A 17,322-nucleotide genomic window follows, 5' to 3' on the forward strand; every position below is an offset into this window, starting at 1 on the left:
AAAAATGCCACGCGTTGCGAATCAATCTTGAACTTCTTGTTATGTTACGGTCTGATTTTTATGCTAATTTTTGATTTAAGCGATCTGAAATACTCTTTGATACACCTAACCACTCCATTGCTTCAGTCTTAGTAAGATCAATTCCACTCACATGCACAATTTCATTTCTTAAACGATACATTTTTAAGATTAAATTGGCTAAGCCACTGTCAATTTTATATGAACTTTGTAATTGCTGAACTAATTTGTAAATTGGCTGACGCTTACCATCGGAACCCTTAGTTATAAGGATATTCTCGATATTTTGCCAAGATTGTAAAAAAACCCATTCAGGTGCTATCTGCACTAATTCCAAATCGCTAGCACTATAAGAAGAGCTAGGATAAGCAATCGTAATTCCGAGTTCTATTGCATCACCCTTGACCTCATTGATAGCTTCAACCAGATCAATTTCTATATCCCCATATTTTGCTTTTTTAACTCGTTGCAATAGCTTGGCTACATCTTTTTTGAAATACAAAAATGCGCCTCCAACTACTCCCGGCCAAACCAAATGACCTACAAGATCAACAACCAACTTAAAATACTCGATCATTTATTCTTCCACTTTAGTAAAATAACGCCGTGCTCCACGACAAGTCTAGAGCGAAACGAAAAATTGTCCGACAGCAGCACCTTGTTAGTACCTATTGCTCAGGTGTAATAAAGACTGTGACCGGAACACTATTAATTTCTTTTGTAAGGTCACTTTCAATCCCTCGGGGATTTGCGACACGCCCTTCCGGATCATAAACAAAGCATACTAAAGTGTTACAATCCGGATGAGCTTGATATCGCTGTGAGTCGATTATAAGCTGCTCACCAACTTCTTTTGCAGACAAACCTTGTCTAGTCTTCTTAATCTCGATAATTATTTTTTCTTGCTTCAGCAAAAAATCGACTCGCGACGAAGCACCCGCGTAACTGGGTGTGTACTCCTCAGCCCTTACATCATCAAAGTAGATTCGCAATAGAGAGTGAAAAAGGTCTTGAACATCATATTCATCTTCGATTTCGATTGTTTTTCTCGAACCGTGTCTAGATCGAAGCTGTCGTGCTACTCTGTGGAATCGGCGAATTAGCAATTCAACTTTATCAATAGCGAATGACTCTTGTATATAAGATTCTGGTTCATTCTCCCAATATTCTTTCACCTCATCGATTAGTGACTCCAATACAGAGATAGCAGTTCTTACCCCACCACGATAGGCATTTTCAAATGAGGAATCTGGAGTCCCTGATGTAAACATCATTAATGAATAGTGGATGTCTGTAAAATCTTTCAAATGCCTGGTCCCCTCACCAAAAATACGCTCTATAGCCACTTCCGTATCTCGGTGCCATTTTTTGAAGTCTTGACTCCCTCTTGGCATGCTAGCTAATTGAGCGGCTCTCGCCTTTAAACTATCTAGCCTTTCAACAGCTTCAGATTTGTTCAATTCTTATTCTCCTTGAATACTAACAGTAATTAGATAGAATGCGGTACTAATCCAATAGCAGAACCTTCCGTATAATTCCGCTTCATCTTCATAACCTTCAAATAATTCATTTAAAATAATAATATTACCAAACTGTCACTGGTATCAGACCGCATTCTATTCCATCCACTACGGTCCTACTGCACTCGGGGTGCTCGCGCTTATCCTGAATAACAGCAAGGGCTACCGCCCGACAGCGTCCAGTTTGCAGCCTTTGATCCACGAGATGTCGCTGGCGTGACTCATAGGTGACTCCAAAGAGGCCATATCCAGACGGCTATCCTAGCGAGCGTGAGAGACAAGAAAAAGAGTAGGGTGAGCGTTTCCCAAGCCAGATCAAGAAATTAACCCATCTTGGGGGCGTATCAGCAGCTCGCGTCACCATCCTGCATCAAGATGGGGCATCGAAGCGGCGGGTATCCGGCGCCATTGCCCGCATGGCACCTGGCGGACAGGGGGAGCACCCCCTCCCCTGTTTGGATAAACCACAGCCTGCCGCCATATGTGGACGCATAGATGATGCTCTGCCGATCGACTCAGGAACTCACCACGACAACATCGGCAACACGGCTTCCATCCTCCTGCACCAAAGGAAAAACTTTCGCGCAAACGCTTGAAAAAAGAAAAGACGCCTCAAGGGCGTCTTTTTGACAGTTTTGCGTTATCGGCAGGAAAGCGTTAGCCGCTTATTCCCACGCCTTTATTCCCATTCAATGGTCGCGGGCGGCTTGCCGGAGACGTCGTACACCACGCGGGAGATGCCGTTGATCTCGTTGATGATGCGATTCGACACGTGACCCAGGAAGTCATAGGGCAGATGGGCCCAGTGGGCGGTCATGAAGTCGATGGTCTCGACGGCGCGCAGGGCAATGACCCAGTCATATTTGCGGCCATCGCCCATGACGCCGACGGAGCGCACCGGCAGGAAGACGGCGAACGCCTGGCTGACCTGGTTGTAGAGGTCGGCCTTGCGCAGCTCTTCGATAAAGACCGCATCGGCCTTGCGCAGCAGGTCGCAGTACTCTTTCTTCACCTCGCCAAGCACCCGCACACCCAGACCCGGACCCGGGAAGGGGTGACGGTAGAGCATGTCGTAGGGCAGGCCGAGTTCGAGACCGACACGGCGCACTTCGTCCTTGAACAGCTCGCGCAGCGGCTCCACCAGACCCATCTTCATCTCTTCCGGCAGGCCGCCGACGTTGTGGTGAGACTTGATGACGTGAGCCTTGCCGGTCTTGCTGGCGGCGGATTCGATGACGTCCGGGTAGATGGTGCCTTGCGCCAGCCACTTGGCGTTTTTCAGCTTCTTGGCTTCGTCGTCGAACACTTCCACGAAGACGCGGCCGATGATCTTACGCTTGGCTTCCGGCTCGTCTTCACCTGCCAGGGCAGAGAGGAAGCGCTCTTCGGCATCGACCTTGACGATCTTGAGGCCGAAGTGATCGCCAAACATCTCCATGACCTGGGTGCCTTCGTTCAGGCGCAGCAGGCCGTTGTCGACGAAGACGCAAGTCAGGCGATCGCCGATGGCGCGGTGCACCAGCATGGCGACCACGGAGGAGTCCACACCGCCGGAGAGGCCCAGGATCACTTCATCGTCACCCACCTGCTCGCGGATGCGGGCGACGGCGTCGTCGATGATGGTGGCCGGGGTCCAGAGGCATTCGCAGCCGCAGATCTCCTTGACGAAGTGCTCCAGCATGCGGGCACCCTGACGGGTGTGGGTCACTTCCGGGTGGAACTGCACGCCGTAGAAGCGACGGGCCTCATCGGCCATGGCCGCATGGGGGCAGGTCGCGGTCTGGGCTATGGTGGTGAAGCCGGCGGGGATCTCGGTGACCTTGTCGCCGTGGCTCATCCAGACGTCCAGCAGGGCGTGGCCGTTCTCGGCGATGGCGTCTTCGATGTTGCGCAAGAGGGCGCTGGTCTTGCCGGAGTGGCCCAGCACTTCGACCTGGGCATAACCGAATTCACGCAGGGTGGAGGATTGCACCTTGCCGCCGAGCTGCTCGGCCATGGTCTGCATGCCGTAGCAGATGCCGAACACCGGCACACCGGCGTTGAAGACGTACTCGGGGGCACGGGGGCTGCCCGCCTCGGTCACGGATTCCGGGCCGCCGGAGAGGATGATGCCGCTCGGATTGAATTCGCGGATCTGCTCTTCGGTTACGTCCCAGGCCCACAACTCGCAGTAGACGCCGATTTCACGGACGCGACGGGCGATAAGCTGGGTGTACTGGGAACCGAAATCCAGGATGAGGATGCGGTGCTGGTGAATGTCTTTAGTCATTTTATTCCTGCATCAGGCTGATTTGTCACAAAAAGCGTGGGGATAAAAACGTGTTAAAGAAACGGGGCCAGAGCCCCGTTTCATCAGCCCATCCGGTAGTTGGGGGCTTCTTTGGTGATGGTCACGTCATGGACGTGGGACTCTTTCATCCCGGCGCCCGAGATGCGCACGAACTCGGCCTTGGTGCGCATGTCGTCTATGGTGGCGCAGCCGGTCAAGCCCATGGAAGAGCGCAGGCCGCCCATCTGCTGGTGAATGATCTCTTTCAGGCGGCCCTTGTACGGCACGCGCCCTTCGATACCTTCCGGCACCAGCTTGTCGGCGGCGTTGTCGGTCTGGAAGTAGCGATCGCTGGAGCCCTTGGACATGGCGCCGAGGGACCCCATGCCGCGGTAGGACTTGAAGGAGCGACCCTGATAGAGCTCGATTTCGCCCGGCGCCTCTTCGGTACCGGCAAACATGGAGCCCACCATGACGCAGCTTGCGCCCGCGGCTATGGCCTTGGCCACGTCGCCGGAGAAGCGGATGCCGCCATCGGCAATCACGGGTACGCCGGTGCCTTCCAGGGCGTCAACGGCGTCGGAGATAGCGGTGATCTGGGGCACGCCAACACCGGTCACGATGCGGGTAGTGCAGATGGAGCCAGGGCCTATGCCGACCTTGACGGCATTGACGCCGGCAGCGACCAGCGCCAGGGCACCGGCGGCAGTGGCCACGTTGCCACCGATGATTTGCAGCTCAGGATAGGCATCGCGGGTCGCCTTGATGCGATCCAGCACGCCCTGGGAGTGGCCATGAGAGGAGTCAATCAGCAGCACGTCCACACCGGCTTCCACCAGGGCGGCGACGCGCTCCTCGTTACCGGCACCGGCACCGACGGCGGCACCGACCCGCAGACGGCCGCGCTCGTCTTTACAGGCGTTCGGCTTGCGCTCGGCTTTCTGGAAGTCTTTGACGGTGATCATGCCCTTCAATTTGAAGTCGGCGTTCACCACCAGCACCTTCTCGATACGGTGTTTCTGCATCAGGGCAACCACCTCTTCGCGAGGGGCCCCTTCACGCACGGTGACCAGACGATCCTTCTGGGTCATGATCTGTTCAACGGTCTGGGAGAGATCGATCACGAAGCGCACATCACGGCCGGTGATGATGCCGACAAGCTGGTTGCCGTCAGTGACCACAGGGTAACCGGCGAAACCGTTCTTGTGGCTCAGCTCCTTGACCTGGGCAATGGTCATGTCAGGGCGTACGGTGACGGGGTCGGAGACCACGCCGCTCTCGTACTTCTTGACCTTGCGCACTTCGGCAGCCTGCTGCTCGATGGACATGTTCTTGTGAATGAAGCCGATACCGCCTTCCTGGGCCAGTGCGATAGCCAGACGGGCTTCGGTCACTGTGTCCATGGCAGCGGAAATCATCGGGATATTCAGGGAGATAGCAGACGTGAGCTTGGTACGCAGGTCGGCGGTATTCGGAAGAACAGTGGAGTGTGCTGGAACCAACAGTACATCGTCGAAGGTCAGCGCTTCTTTGGCAATCCTGAGCATGGCAATATCTCACCGTTGAGGAGTGGGGGTGTAAAATATTGCCGACAAATTTTACTCATGCATTGGTCACTGGTAAAGAAGTTTTTTGAATTTTTTATGGTGTAGCCCGGTTTAACGCCGCCAACGGGGCAAAAAACCAATAAATTCAGGCGTAACCATGCCTTTTTTCGCGACAAGATGATCTTTTTTGCCGTTGGCAGCCAAATGCCCGCCAGGCGCCCCTAGGGTCACTTTTTAACAATTCCCCTCCCCCTCTCGGGACCGCCACTCAGCCCCCCTGATAACGACCGGGTTTGTGCCAGTTCATCAGCATGGCGTTCATGGCGAGCGCGCTCAAGGTGGACCAGAGCAGCAGGGAGAGCGGCAGCGTGAGCAGGGAGAGCGCAAACACCAGCACATCGAGCAGCATCTGGCTCTTGCCTGCGTTGATGCCGGTGCGCCTTTGCAGCCAGAGCGTCACCACGCCTATGCCCCCCACCGAAGCGTTGTGGCGGGCGAGGGAGAGCACCCCCATGCCGAGGAAGGTGCCCCCCACCAGGGCGGCAAACAGCGGGTGGATGTAGCTCACCGTCAAGAGCAGCGGCACCCCCTGGGTGGCAGCCGAGAGCGCCACATTGACCACCAGCGTCTTGAGCATGAAGCCCCGCCCCATGGTGAAGTAGCTGAACACCAGAAAAGGCAGGTTGGCCAGGAAGAAGAGCACCCCTATGGGAAGGCTGCTGACGTGGGCGAGCAGCAGGGCTATGCCCGCTATGCCGCCGGTGATCATGCCGGAGCACTTGAGCAGGTTGAGGCCGACCGCGATGAACATGACCCCGAGGATCATACCGTAGACGTCGTCCTTGAGGGTGTGGGCCAACCCTCTGCCCACAGCCGCCGGCTGCATGGTCATTTCACCTTCCATATGACTCCTTGACACGAATTGATTGTGGCGTCCCTTGCCCGAAAACCAGGCCGTTCCGGCACGGATGGCGGCGGTACATTCAGCCTGCTGGCACCAGCCCCCGACCTTGCGGCCCCCTGCCCCTGACATCGCCATTATGGGCATGACAAGTCACAGCAAAAAGAGCGCCAATCAAAACAAGAGTCCGATATACCATCAAAAATCGAATTTAAATTCCGCATAGCCATCAAAAAACAGATGGATCATACCAATCCAGGGATCAGCTCCCATGCTGGATCAGCATGTTTACCCAATTAACCCAAAAACATGTCGTGGTCCTTCCTGATTAATTCGTTTATTCGGTTGATCATGCCGATAAAATGTCACTTTACAGCATGGAAGATGCCCGTCAGGAGGGCGCCATGGGGCTGTCTGACATGTTTCTGCGGGATTGGGCGCAAGGGCAAACAACAAGGAAGTGCACCATATCAGGGCGGGCGCACCAAAAGTGTGCACCCAGAGGCCAGGCGCTTGCCTCGCCCGACACGACCCGGGTGGGGTGCACCCGCCCTCATGCACCCGCTTCATGCCTCGGCGCCATAAAAAAGCCGGCCCGAAGGCCGACTCGCTGCACAGAATCACAGGGGTTCCTTATTTGAGGTACTTGCCGTCTGCCCCCACCTTGCCGGGGCCAGCCAGCACCCAGACTCGTGCCGAGTAGGCGGGCACCGCGAAGCTCAGGCTGCCGTTGCTGACGCTGACCGTGGTACCGGTCACCGCGTCCCTGTAGGTGCCATTCTTCAGGCCGCTCAGGCTTATCTGCTGGGCCGAGTTGGCCGCGAGGCCCACGGCGGCGTAGCTGCCTTGAGCGCTCAGGTCACGCACAAAGCTGATGCCGCTCCCCCACTCGTTCACCTGGCTCATGGGCGCCTTCTGCAGGGCGGGCACCGCCTTGCGGATCTGGTTCAGGCGCTTGATGTGCTGATAAAGCGGGTGGCTCGGGGTGGCCGGGTTGTCCAGCACATTCCCAAAGTAGGCTCGGCCGGTCTGATCCACCGTCATGGTGGCGCCGTCGATGTCCTGGGGCTTGCCGGCCTGGAACATCACCTCCTCCCCGTAGTAGAGGGTCGGGATGCCGCGGGCGGTCCAGAGCAGGTTGTAGGTCATGGCCGCATTGCCCTCTTCCCCGCCGTAGCGGTACTTGAAGTCATTGTCCGGCCCCACGTCGTGGTTCTGGAAGAAGGTGATGAGCTTGGTGGCATCCCCATAGACCCAGTCCATGGCGAAGATCCCCCCCACTCCGCCAAAGCTCCCCTTGGTGACGTTGTCACGGAAGGTGGAGAAGAGGGAGAAGTCCAGCACCGAGAGACCCGAATCTCCGCCAGCGCGAGGGTTGGCCGGGTTCGGGGTGGTGCGGGTGTACCACCAGGGACGGATCACCGCGGAGGCGTTGTCGTTGGCGAGTTCGGATCCCCAGCCAGTGCCCTTCACCAGGTTTTCGCCGAACACGAACAGCCCCGGCTTGTGGGCCTGCCAGTCGTGCACATAGGTCAGCAGTTCGTCCCGCTCTATGTGCTTGAGGGTATCGATGCGGATGGCATCCACCCCCATGTCGAGGTACTGACGAATGGCGCCGTTGAGGTAGTCCTTGACGTTCTGGTTGCCGGTAGCGAGATCGATGCAGTCCCCCGCCATGTGCTTGCGCTGCAGGGCGAGCGGGTTTTCCCAGTCGCCGCCGGACATGAAACCGTCCAGGTGATACCAGCTGGGATCCAGGGTCTGGGCATCGATGCCGAAGAAGCGGTTCGGATTGTAGCCAGCGCTCGGCACGTTGGCCCCTGTCTTGGGATCGATCAGGGGCTGGGTGCCGGCCGGATCGGACTGGCAGCGGGCCTTGTACCAGTCGGGGGCGGCGGGGTTGTCATCGTCACAGCGGTTGGCGCTGGCGTAGTCCCCGAGGTTGCCCTGATAGGGCCCATTGTTGATGAGCCCCTGGCTGGAGCCTGCCGGCACGTAATATTTGACCGGCAGGCGATCGATCCAGGTCTTGCCACGCAGGCCGTACTGGCTGGAGTGGTTGATCACCACATCCTGTATCACCTTGATCCCCTTGGCGTGGGCGGCCTGGATGAACTCCCGGTAGCCCGCCCCCGGCGACTCCAGCCGGGGATCGACCCGATAGAAGTCGTAGGCGTGATAGCCGTGATAGTCGAGGCCGGAGCGGTTCTCCACCGGCGGCGTCACCCAGATGGCGGTGAAGCCGAGATCCTTGATGTAGTCGAGCTTCTCGATGAGCCCCTTGAAGTCGCCACGCCAGTGGGGATCCCCCGCCTTGTAGCGGTCGCGGTTATGGTAGTTGTTGCTCCCGTCCCCATCGTAGAAGCGGGCGGTCAGCAGGAAATAGATGCTCTCGCCACGAAAATCGCCCCCCGCCACCGGGGTCTCGCCAATCTGATAGCTGAAGCTCTGCTCCCCTTGATTGCCGGTCCCATCGACACTCAATGTCTTGATCACCAGATCGGTGCCGCTGCCCTTGTCGCTGGCGACAATGGCCTGGCCGGCGTAGAGGGGGGACGCCGTGGTGGGCTGGCTGCCGTCCGTGGTGAAATGGACTCTGGGGGCGCTGTCATTATCGTCGCTCACCGAGAGGGTAATGGACTGCGCCTCTGCATAGCTGCCCGGGGCCGGGGTGGCGGTCACAGTGGGCGCCTGATTGTCGGCGCCGGCCAGAGGTGCCGCCTCCAGCGTCTTGTCCTGGCTATCGAAGCAGATGCGGTAACTGGTGTTGGCACTCACCTTGTAGTCCTGGGTCGGGTAGGCTTCGGTCCAGTCCCCCTTGCGGTCAATCTTGAAGCGGGGGTTGCTGCTGCCAAAGGCCTGCTCGGTACAGAAGGTCACTCCGTCCTCGCTGATCATGGCGGTCAGGCCCCAGTTGTTGGGGGTACCGCGGAAATACCAGTTGCCTCCGGTCTGGGGGGCGGCCACCAGGCTCACGCTGCTGCTGCTCTTGGCCCCCTGATCGTCGGTGACCGTCAGGCCATAGGTGAAGGTGCCCGCCTGAGCCGTATTGACGCTGATGCTCTCCGTGGTTTCGCCGCTGCTCCAGAGATAGCTGGCAATCTGGCCATCGGGATCCGTGGAGTCGCTGCCGCTCAAGGTGAGCGCATCCCCCACTGCGACATTCAGGGTGCCGCCCGGGGTGATGACAGCTATGGGGGGCTGATTGTCGTCCCCGAGGGGCGTGATGCTGTAGGCCTGGGTCTCGTCATTGACCTGGAAGCGCACCATTCCGGTGCCGCTCCAGAGGATGTCGCCGCCGCTGCGCTCCAGCACACCATCGGCGTTGCTGTCGCCGAAGTTGATGGCCCAGTCGCCCGCCTGATCGAACTTGAGCCGCTGGTTGGTCTTGCCATCCATGTAGGCCTCGGCCTGCCACAGGTGGTCGGCCACCAGCGTCATGGGCAGGCTGGCCCAGCCATTGAAGGTGCCGCGCACCTGAAGCTGCGGCAGCGTCCTGGCAAACCCCGAGGCCTCGCAACTCGCCACCGCCGTGGTGGTGATGGCCTGGGTGCCGGCATGGATGCGGATCTGATAGTGGGTGTTGGCAGTGACCGCGTAGTCGGCGGTCGGGTAGCTCTGCTGCCAGTTGCCGTATCGGTCGATCTTGAAGCGTGGGCCGCCGCTGGCGTCCCCGCTCTGGAAGAACTGACAGGTGTCAAAGTTGAGCCCATCGGTCGACACCATGGCGGTCGCCGCCCATCCATTCGCGGTGCCCCGGAAGAACCACTCCGCCGCCGCCCCGCAGGGCGCCGTGATCAGGGTTCCCAACAATCCGGCCGCGAGTATCCATCTAGCCATTGATAGTCCTTTATTTTCATTGTTTTGTGTGTGACGCCGGTGTGTCCCGGCATTCCCCATCCGCTACATTCCCGCCTTCGAATGAGTCACGCCAGTCTAGGGCGTGCACAGGCCGACTCATGGTCGATACGTATGAAATGTGACCTGAATCGCCCCGCAAATAATGCATATGTGATTGATAGCGCTTTCATTTCTGCTTAGGCCGCGGGCCAGAATGAAGCCCGGCGCCTGCCACTAGCATCCCACCTCTTTATCGCGCCCCTGTCAGGGTCCGGCACTGTCTGTTTACTGAGGGTTGCGATTAAAACGCGATTGATAATGTTTCTTGTTTGCAGGCTATCCGATGGCGCATGCTGGGCGCCAAGGCCCGGATCCGGGGCCAATCCCATGGGCATTTGAGTACGAATATGACGACCAGCAAGGAGGCAGGCTGATGGATGCCTGCGCAATGAGGCCGACTCACGGCCGCGACCAGCAGGCATTGGGCCCGGTTCACCTTGCCTGCCTGAGCGTCGCCCTTGTCTTGCACCTCGCCCTCCTGTGGCTGATGCAAGGCAGTCGCCCCGCCCCCGTCACGCCCCCCGAACCCATTACCCTCTCTGCCCGCTGGGCCGGGGAGTCGAACCAGCATGACGCGCCGGGCAAACCGGCGGCGCCAGCGCCCACCCCGGCCCAGCCGAAGGTCGTCAAGCTGCCCACGCCCGTTAAGCAGAAGCAGCCCAAGCCGGTGGTCAAGAAGCCCGCCCCCAGACCGATGCCCAAGGTGCCGCCAGCGCCCGTGGTCAAACCTGTCGCCAAGGCCCAGCCGGTGACGACGCAGGCGGCCCCCGCTGCACCGCTGACCGCGGCCAATCCCTTGAGTCGCGGCAGCAACAGCGCCCCGGCCAAGACGAGCCAGAGCGGGACAGGCGGGGGCAGCAGCGCCCCCATCGCCCGGGACGCCAGATTGAACAACCCCGAGCCCCCCTACCCCCCGGAGTCACGCAGACGGGGAGAAGAGGGGCGCGTGGTATTGAAGGTCCGTGTCAGCAAAGAGGGCACGGCGGAGTCGGTGGAGGTCGAGCGCAGCAGCGGTCATCGGCGCCTGGACATGGTTGCCCGCAAGACGGTCAGCCGCTGGCGTTTCATTCCGGCCAGGCAGAATGACAACGCCGTCGCAGCCTGGGCCGGGGTCACCATTATTTTCAAGTTAGGGGCATAAGTCATGAATCCGGAAATCGAAACAAGCGGCATGGGCATGGCTCATCTGCTCAGCCAAAACACTGGGGTGGGCCTGGTCCCGCTGATCTTGCTGGTCCTGATGTCGCTCGGCACCTGTTATTACGGGCTGCTCAAGCTCTGGCTTGACCATAGCGAGCAACGCCTTAACGCCCGCTTCCTGGGCGAGTTCTGGCAGCATGAGAGCGTGCAGGCGATGGCACACCAACTCGCCCAGACGCCCCCCCGGGAAGCCTGCGGCAGGATAACGAGGGCGGCGCTGACGGCGGTTGCCCAGATTGAGCGCTCCCAGGGACGGGCCGCCTCCCTCACACTGAGCTCCCCCGACGAATTCTTGCTGCGCGCCCTGCGCCAGGCCATCAGCGCCGAGCGTCTTCGCCTAGAGCAGGGGCTGACCTTCCTCGCCTCCGTCGGCTCGGCGGCCCCCTTCATCGGGCTCTTTGGCACCGTCTGGGGCATCTATCACGCCCTGCTGGCCATAGGAGCGGCGGGCCAGAGCAGCCTGGACAAAGTGGCAGGCCCGGTCGGGGAGGCCCTCATCATGACCGGCTTCGGCCTCGCCGTCGCCCTGCCGGCAGTGCTCGTCTACAACCTCTTCGTGCGGCGCAATCGCCTCAAGCTGGCGGCTCTGGACGAGTTTGCCTATGACCTGTTCGCCCTGCTGGTGACCGGCGTCGAGCAGACCAACGCCAGGGTGACGCCGCTGGCCGCCGTCGACAGCACCAGACAGGGGCAGATGTAATGGCCTTTGGCAAACTCCCAGGTGACTCGGACGATCAGCCGCTGTCCGAGATCAACATGATCCCCATGATAGATGTCATGCTGGTGCTGCTCATCGTCTTCATGATCACGGCCCCCCTGCTCACCAACGCGGTCAAGCTCGAGCTGCCCGAGGCCAGCAGCCAGGTCCATCAACCCAGGCAAAAAGATGTGGTGCTCTCCATCGACGGCGCCGGCAAGATCTACTGGAACGACCAGGCCGTCGATGAGCAGACCCTGCTCACTCGGATGAGCGAGGCTGGCGAAACCAAGCCCGAGATCCCCGAAATACAGCTGCGCATCGACAAGGGGGTCGAGTACGGCCTCATCGCCAGGGTCATGGCCCAGGCCTCCCGGCACGGGCTGCACAAGATTGCCTTCGTGAGTCAGCCGGAAAACGAGTGAGGCTTGGGGCCAGCGCCAGATGATCGGGACGAGCCAGCCACACAGACGGATCCCCAAGATGGGGACTGGACGGCCGGCGCCACCGGGCATCGGATGATGCCTGGTTCATTGCCCCCATTCCCCGGTTGCCAAGAGAGGGACACCCCCGCATGATGCGGACTCTGCATTCAGGGTCCCGGGTGCAAGCCCCTCATTTCAAGGAGAGAAAATGAGAACATCGGATTACGTGCGACTGCTGGTGCTGGCGGCCATCTGGGGCGCCAGTTTCCTGTTCATGCGCATAGCGGCGCCCGCCTTTGGCTCGGTCAACACCACCTTCCTGCGGGTCTTCTTCGCCCTGGTCGGGCTCGCCGTCATGCTGTTGCTGCTGCGCACCCCCATGCAGTTCCAGGGCAAGCTCAAATCCATCATGGTGCTCGGCATCATCAACTCGGGCGTGCCCTTCCTGATGTACGCCATCGCCGCTCTCTGGCTGCCCACCGGCTACTCGGCCATCCTGAACGCCACCACACCGCTGATGGGGGCCCTCATCGGCTTCTCCTTCTTCAACGAGACGCTGACCTTGCGCAAGTGGAGCGGCGTCATGCTGGGGCTGATGGGCATAGCCCTCATCACCACCACGGGAGAGGTGAACCTGACCAGCAATCTCGTCACCGGCGTGCTGGCCTGCCTCATCGCCACCGCCTGCTATGGCTGCGCCGGTTTCCTGACCCGGCGCTGGATCAGCGAGCGGGGCGGCCTCGACGCCAAGCTGGTGGCCTTTGGCAGCCAGCTCGGCGCCTGCCTCTTCCTGCTCCCCTTCTTCGGTTACACCCTGGTGACAGGCCCCGCCGTCAACTGGGCCCTCCCCAAGGTGTGGGCCAGCGTGCTGGCGGTCGGCTTCATCTGCACCGCCCTCGCCTATCTGATCTACTTCAGGCTGATCGCCGATATCGGGCCCCTGCGCTCCCTGACGGTCACCTTCCTGATCCCGCCCTTTGGCATCTTGTGGGGCTATCTGGTGCTGGGCGAAACCCTCACCGGTGGTTTCGTGGCGGGCGGCGCCATCGTCTGTCTCGCGGTCTGGCTGGTGGTGAGCCCGAGCAGGGCCACCAAACCGGCCAAGGCGCAGCCACAGGGCTGAACGCCATCTGCCGGGCCCAGTGGCTCGGCAGATAGCACAGGCAGACTGGAGCCAGACGCCGCTTCTGCCACAGACACGGACTCGGCGGATGGGCTGAACTGGGGTAAGATGTGCACCATCGTTTTCTCCCCGCTCCGGCGGACACAGCAGCAGGGCCAGCCTTGAACCACCTCGACGAATCCAGCCAGAGCAGGCAACAGCAGATCTTCACCGTCACCCGCCTCAACAGCGCCGTGCGCATGATACTGGAGCAGGATCTGGGGCTGGTGTGGCTGACGGGGGAGCTCTCCAACCTGGCGATGCCAAGCTCGGGCCACTGGTACTTCTCCTTGAAAGACATCTCGGCCCAGGTGCGCTGCGCCATGTTCAAGGGCAACAACCGCCGGGTGCCGTTCCGGCCGCAAGATGGCATGCAGGTACTGGTGCAAGCGCGGGTCTCCCTCTATGAGCCCCGCGGTGACTACCAGCTCATCATCGAATCCATGCAGCCCGCCGGGGACGGCATGCTGGCCCTGCGCTTCGAGGAGCTCAAGCGCCGCCTCGGCGCCGAAGGGCTGTTCGACGAGGGCCGTAAGCGCCCGCTCCCCCGCGAACCCCGCGCCGTGGGACTGGTCACCTCAGCCACCGGCGCCGCCCTGCACGACATGCTGACGGTGCTTGAGCGCCGGGCGCCGGATCTGCCGGTCTTCATCTACCCGACCCAGGTGCAGGGCAGCGCCGCCACCGCCCAGATAGTCGCGGCCATCACTCTTGCCAACCGCCGCGCCGAGGTGGATGTGCTCATCGTCGGTCGCGGCGGCGGCTCCCTTGAAGATCTCTGGTGCTTCAACGAGGAGGCGGTGGCCCGCGCCATCGCAGGCTCCGCCATTCCTGTGGTGAGCGCGGTGGGCCACGAGGTGGATGTCACCATCAGCGACTTCGCCGCCGACTTGCGCGCCCCCACCCCCTCCGCCGCCGCCGAGCTGGTGGCACCGGACAGAAGCGCCCGCGCCCAGCGCCTGCTTCACCTCAAGCAGCGTCTGCTGCAGGCCATCTCCCGGCGCCAGACCGCCGCCCGCCATGGCTTCGCGCTGCTGCAAAAGCGGCTCGACCATCAGGATCCCAAGCGCCGGCTGGAGCAGCAGTCCCAGCGTCTGGACGAGCTGTCCGGCCGCCTGCAGCAACTGCTCAATCTGCGCCTGCATCAGGGGGAGCGGCGCCTCGCGAACCTCGAGCTGCGGCTGCAGGCCAGGAGCCCTTCAACGCTGCTGGCCGCCGGCAAGCGCCGCCACCAGCTGGCCGAGGAGCGGCTCCATACCCTGATGAGCAAGCGCCAGGATCTGGCCGCCCACCGCCTCGCCATGTTGAGTGCGCGGCTCGACGGGATAAGCCCGCTGGCCACCCTGGGGCGGGGTTACTCCATCACCCGCACGCCAAGTGGCGAGGTGATAAGCCGCGCAGCCCAGGTGAGCCCGGGCCAGCAACTGGTCACCATGCTCGCAGAGGGGGATCTGCGGGTGCGGGTGGAGGAAGTGCACAACCAATAACGAAAGGGGGCCGTCAAGCGGCCCCCTTTCGTTCCCTCCTTAGTCTTGCCCCTGCCCGCTACACCCGCGAATGATGCCGGGCCCCGCCCGGATGAGCGGCGGGGGTTGCCGCCTCCCCTCCCAAGGGATTTGACTGCAGATATTCGAACAAACCTGCCTGCAGATTGACGTTCCAGAAGCGCCCCGCCAAGGTCAGCGCCAGTGTCTCCCCGGTCAGCTCGGCCAGGCCATGCTGCTGCCAGCGCTTAAAGAGCGGCAACAGATGCGCCCGCACGGGGGATGGCAAGCGCCCGAGGGCAAGCCAGCCGGTATCGAGGCCACCGCGCAGCAGGCCGTCCATGGGCCCGTTGGGGTTGGGCCTCATCACCATGCCGGGCGCTCGCAGATCGGCGGCCAGCGCCTGGTGCCAGGCCCCTAGATCCCGGCCATACATGAGGCCGTGGCCATGAATGCTGCCCCCCGCCCCCGCACCGAAGGGGAGGATCTCGGCGCCGCGCTTGGCCATCTGGTTGTAGCGGCTCTGCTCGGCCTCGCTTCGCCGCCAGTGGCTGCAGGAGAGGCGCTGCCAATCCCCCTGCTCCAGGGTGCGGGCGCCATAGGCATACATGGTCGCCCGCTGCTGGCCATCGGCGGACCAGCCGAGTCGGACCTTCTCCTGCGCCCGCTCCAGATTGGTGCCCTGCATGGGGATGAGCTGATAGAGATCCACCCCGTGCACGCCGCTGGTCATCACATCCGCGATGTCCTGGCGCCACAGGGCCTCATCCTGCCCCGGCAGGCCGAAGATAAGATCCGCCACTATGACGGCGGCGTCATCCCGGGTCAGATCCCCCAGCCGGGCGAGCAGTGTCTCCCTGTCGTCGAAACGGGCCGCCTGCTGACGCACTTCAGTGTTGAAGCTCTGCACCCCGAACGAGAAGCGGTTGAAGCCCCCCGCCAGGGCCGTCTGCCACTTGTCGTCATCAAAGCCGTTGAGCCGCCCCTCCAGGGTCACTTCCGCATCGGCCGTCAGCGGAAAACGGCGGATCGCCTCGGCGAGGCACGCCAGATCGTCCGCCGCCATGTCGGTGGGGGTGCCGCCCCCCACGTAGACAGCCGAGAAGGGCTTGCTCTGCACGAGCGGCGTCTTCGCCGCCCGACTTAGCTGGTCACACAGGGCCGCCATATAGCGGCTCATGCGCGCCGGGTTGGCGCCATTTTCGAAGAAGTTGCAGAAGCTGCAGCGCTTGCGGCAGAAGGGAACATGGATATAGAGCGCCCGCTCCCGGGCCTCGCTCGGCCGTTGCCACCAGGCTTGCCAGCCGGCGTCGTCCAGCGTCAGGGGGCCTGCGCCGCCCCGGCTGGCATGGGCCGAGGTCTTGGCGCCAAAGGCGAACTTCAGGGGATCCGGGGTGGCGAGCCCCGTCATGGTCGGGGTGAACTGTGGCGTCATCACTGGCAGGTTACCGTCTGGAAATAATGCAAATGATAACGAATATCAGTTAAGCCTTGTGTTGTGCTGGATCAAGTCAGGGGCATTGAGAGGACGTCATCTCCCCCTCTGCCTGGGCGCGAGAGCAGATGTAAAGCGAGATAATGCAGGAGGCGTGGCAGGAAGAGAGCCACTCTCCGGCGGGAGAGTGGTGGCACACACGCGGTCAGGCCAGAGGAAGGATCCCGGCGGCGGGATCAGGGCGCTGACGCCGGGCTGGGCAGATCAGCCGTTGTCTATGATGATGGCGACCCGGCGATTCTCCGCCCGTCCGGCGGCGGTGCCGTTATCGGCGATCGGCGCTTCTTCACCGCGTCCACGGATATCCAGGTTGGCCGCGGGCATACCCACAGACGCCAGCACCTCGGCCACGGACTGGGCCCGTTTCAACGAGAGCTGCTCGTTGTAGGCCGCCTCGCCGTTGGAGTCGGTGTGACCGTCCACCCGGGCCCGGTTCAGCCCCACCTCAATCAGGGCCCTGCCCAAGGCTTCCACCACCTGGCGGGTGCCGGGATTGAGGGCCCCCACGTTGTTGGCAAAGAGCACCTTGTTGGAGATATCCAGGGTCCAGCCCTCGTCGGTCAGGTGAAACCCCTGCTCCTTGAGTGCGGCGATCTGCGCCTGCGTGAGGCCCTGGGGAGCGCTCTGGCAAGCCGCCAGCCCACCGAGCAAGAGTGCGAACAGACCTGCTCTCATCAGGTTGAAAAACGTCATCATTCTTGTCC

The 17,322-nt window shown here is 61.1% G+C and carries 13 protein-coding genes; 5 read left to right on the top strand and 8 right to left on the bottom strand.

Annotated features, from left to right (window positions below):
* Positions 1 to 58: 58 nt before the first annotated feature.
* The 6 genes from ACFWHB_RS12165 to ACFWHB_RS12190 all read right to left on the bottom strand — a co-directional run bounded on the left by ACFWHB_RS12165 (position 59) and on the right by ACFWHB_RS12190 (position 10,095).
* Positions 59 to 595 carry a hypothetical protein gene (locus ACFWHB_RS12165; protein WP_395948505.1) on the bottom strand — a complete coding sequence of 179 codons (537 nt, stop codon included), beginning with the start codon at positions 593 to 595 and terminating at the stop codon, positions 59 to 61.
* Between the two features lie 91 nt (positions 596 to 686).
* Complete coding sequence (locus ACFWHB_RS12170; protein ID WP_395948506.1) at positions 687 to 1,478, bottom strand: hypothetical protein; 792 nt, start codon at positions 1,476 to 1,478, stop codon at positions 687 to 689.
* 739 nt (positions 1,479 to 2,217) lie between these two features.
* Positions 2,218 to 3,807, bottom strand: coding sequence for a glutamine-hydrolyzing GMP synthase (guaA, locus tag ACFWHB_RS12175; RefSeq protein ID WP_005330318.1), 1,590 nt, complete (start codon positions 3,805 to 3,807; stop codon positions 2,218 to 2,220).
* Between the two features lie 83 nt (positions 3,808 to 3,890).
* Positions 3,891 to 5,354 carry an IMP dehydrogenase gene (gene guaB / locus ACFWHB_RS12180; protein WP_041205879.1) on the bottom strand — a complete coding sequence of 488 codons (1,464 nt, stop codon included), beginning with the start codon at positions 5,352 to 5,354 and terminating at the stop codon, positions 3,891 to 3,893.
* Positions 5,355 to 5,622: 268 nt separating this feature from the next.
* The gene (locus ACFWHB_RS12185) at positions 5,623 to 6,258 is read right to left on the bottom strand and encodes a YitT family protein (protein WP_106886946.1); all 636 of its coding nucleotides are present in this window, start codon (positions 6,256 to 6,258) and stop codon (positions 5,623 to 5,625) included.
* A gap of 630 nt (positions 6,259 to 6,888) precedes the next feature.
* Positions 6,889 to 10,095: an alpha-amylase family glycosyl hydrolase gene (locus ACFWHB_RS12190; RefSeq protein ID WP_395948507.1), complete on the bottom strand. Its 3,207-nt coding sequence runs from the start codon at positions 10,093 to 10,095 to the stop codon at positions 6,889 to 6,891.
* Between the two features lie 433 nt (positions 10,096 to 10,528).
* Between ACFWHB_RS12190 and ACFWHB_RS12195 the strand changes: the two genes are divergently transcribed.
* The 5 genes from ACFWHB_RS12195 to xseA all read left to right on the top strand — a co-directional run bounded on the left by ACFWHB_RS12195 (position 10,529) and on the right by xseA (position 15,126).
* Entirely contained in the window at positions 10,529 to 11,296 is a 768-nt protein-coding gene (locus ACFWHB_RS12195) for an energy transducer TonB (RefSeq protein WP_395948508.1), read from the top strand.
* A 3-nt stretch (positions 11,297 to 11,299) separates the two neighbouring features.
* The gene (locus ACFWHB_RS12200; RefSeq protein WP_395948509.1) at positions 11,300 to 12,055 is read left to right on the top strand and encodes a MotA/TolQ/ExbB proton channel family protein; all 756 of its coding nucleotides are present in this window, start codon (positions 11,300 to 11,302) and stop codon (positions 12,053 to 12,055) included.
* Positions 12,055 to 12,477, top strand: coding sequence for an ExbD/TolR family protein (locus ACFWHB_RS12205; RefSeq protein WP_234570431.1), 423 nt, complete (start codon positions 12,055 to 12,057; stop codon positions 12,475 to 12,477). Before ACFWHB_RS12200 ends, ACFWHB_RS12205 begins: the two co-directional genes overlap by 1 nt.
* 208 nt (positions 12,478 to 12,685) lie before the next feature.
* Positions 12,686 to 13,600 carry a DMT family transporter gene (locus tag ACFWHB_RS12210; protein WP_395948510.1) on the top strand — a complete coding sequence of 305 codons (915 nt, stop codon included), beginning with the start codon at positions 12,686 to 12,688 and terminating at the stop codon, positions 13,598 to 13,600.
* A 161-nt stretch (positions 13,601 to 13,761) separates the two neighbouring features.
* Entirely contained in the window at positions 13,762 to 15,126 is a 1,365-nt protein-coding gene (gene xseA / locus ACFWHB_RS12215) for an exodeoxyribonuclease VII large subunit (RefSeq protein WP_395948511.1), read from the top strand.
* 58 nt (positions 15,127 to 15,184) lie between these two features.
* On the opposite strand, the gene hutW is transcribed toward xseA, so the two are convergent.
* Positions 15,185 to 16,558 (bottom strand): heme anaerobic degradation radical SAM methyltransferase ChuW/HutW, encoded by a 1,374-nt coding sequence (gene hutW / locus ACFWHB_RS12220; RefSeq protein WP_395948512.1) that lies wholly within the window; start codon positions 16,556 to 16,558, stop codon positions 15,185 to 15,187.
* 264 nt (positions 16,559 to 16,822) lie between these two features.
* On the bottom strand, positions 16,823 to 17,311 hold the full coding sequence (locus tag ACFWHB_RS12225; RefSeq protein WP_106887963.1) for an OmpA family protein: 489 nt from the start codon (positions 17,309 to 17,311) through the stop codon (positions 16,823 to 16,825).
* Positions 17,312 to 17,322 lie beyond the last annotated feature (11 nt).

The organism is Aeromonas mytilicola subsp. aquatica (assembly GCF_044336385.1).
Classification (GTDB): Bacteria; Pseudomonadota; Gammaproteobacteria; order Enterobacterales; family Aeromonadaceae; genus Aeromonas; species Aeromonas rivipollensis.

Coding starts and splice junctions, on each gene's coding strand:
- ACFWHB_RS12190 (WP_395948507.1), bottom strand. CDS start 10,095: ATGGCTAGATGGATACTCGCGGCCGGATTGTTGGGAACCCTGATCACG.
- guaA (WP_005330318.1), bottom strand. CDS start 3,807: ATGACTAAAGACATTCACCAGCACCGCATCCTCATCCTGGATTTCGGT.
- ACFWHB_RS12205 (WP_234570431.1), top strand. CDS start 12,055: ATGGCCTTTGGCAAACTCCCAGGTGACTCGGACGATCAGCCGCTGTCC.
- ACFWHB_RS12200 (WP_395948509.1), top strand. CDS start 11,300: ATGAATCCGGAAATCGAAACAAGCGGCATGGGCATGGCTCATCTGCTC.
- hutW (WP_395948512.1), bottom strand. CDS start 16,558: ATGACGCCACAGTTCACCCCGACCATGACGGGGCTCGCCACCCCGGAT.
- ACFWHB_RS12165 (WP_395948505.1), bottom strand. CDS start 595: ATGATCGAGTATTTTAAGTTGGTTGTTGATCTTGTAGGTCATTTGGTT.
- ACFWHB_RS12210 (WP_395948510.1), top strand. CDS start 12,686: ATGAGAACATCGGATTACGTGCGACTGCTGGTGCTGGCGGCCATCTGG.
- guaB (WP_041205879.1), bottom strand. CDS start 5,354: ATGCTCAGGATTGCCAAAGAAGCGCTGACCTTCGACGATGTACTGTTG.
- ACFWHB_RS12225 (WP_106887963.1), bottom strand. CDS start 17,311: ATGACGTTTTTCAACCTGATGAGAGCAGGTCTGTTCGCACTCTTGCTC.
- ACFWHB_RS12195 (WP_395948508.1), top strand. CDS start 10,529: ATGGATGCCTGCGCAATGAGGCCGACTCACGGCCGCGACCAGCAGGCA.
- ACFWHB_RS12185 (WP_106886946.1), bottom strand. CDS start 6,258: ATGGAAGGTGAAATGACCATGCAGCCGGCGGCTGTGGGCAGAGGGTTG.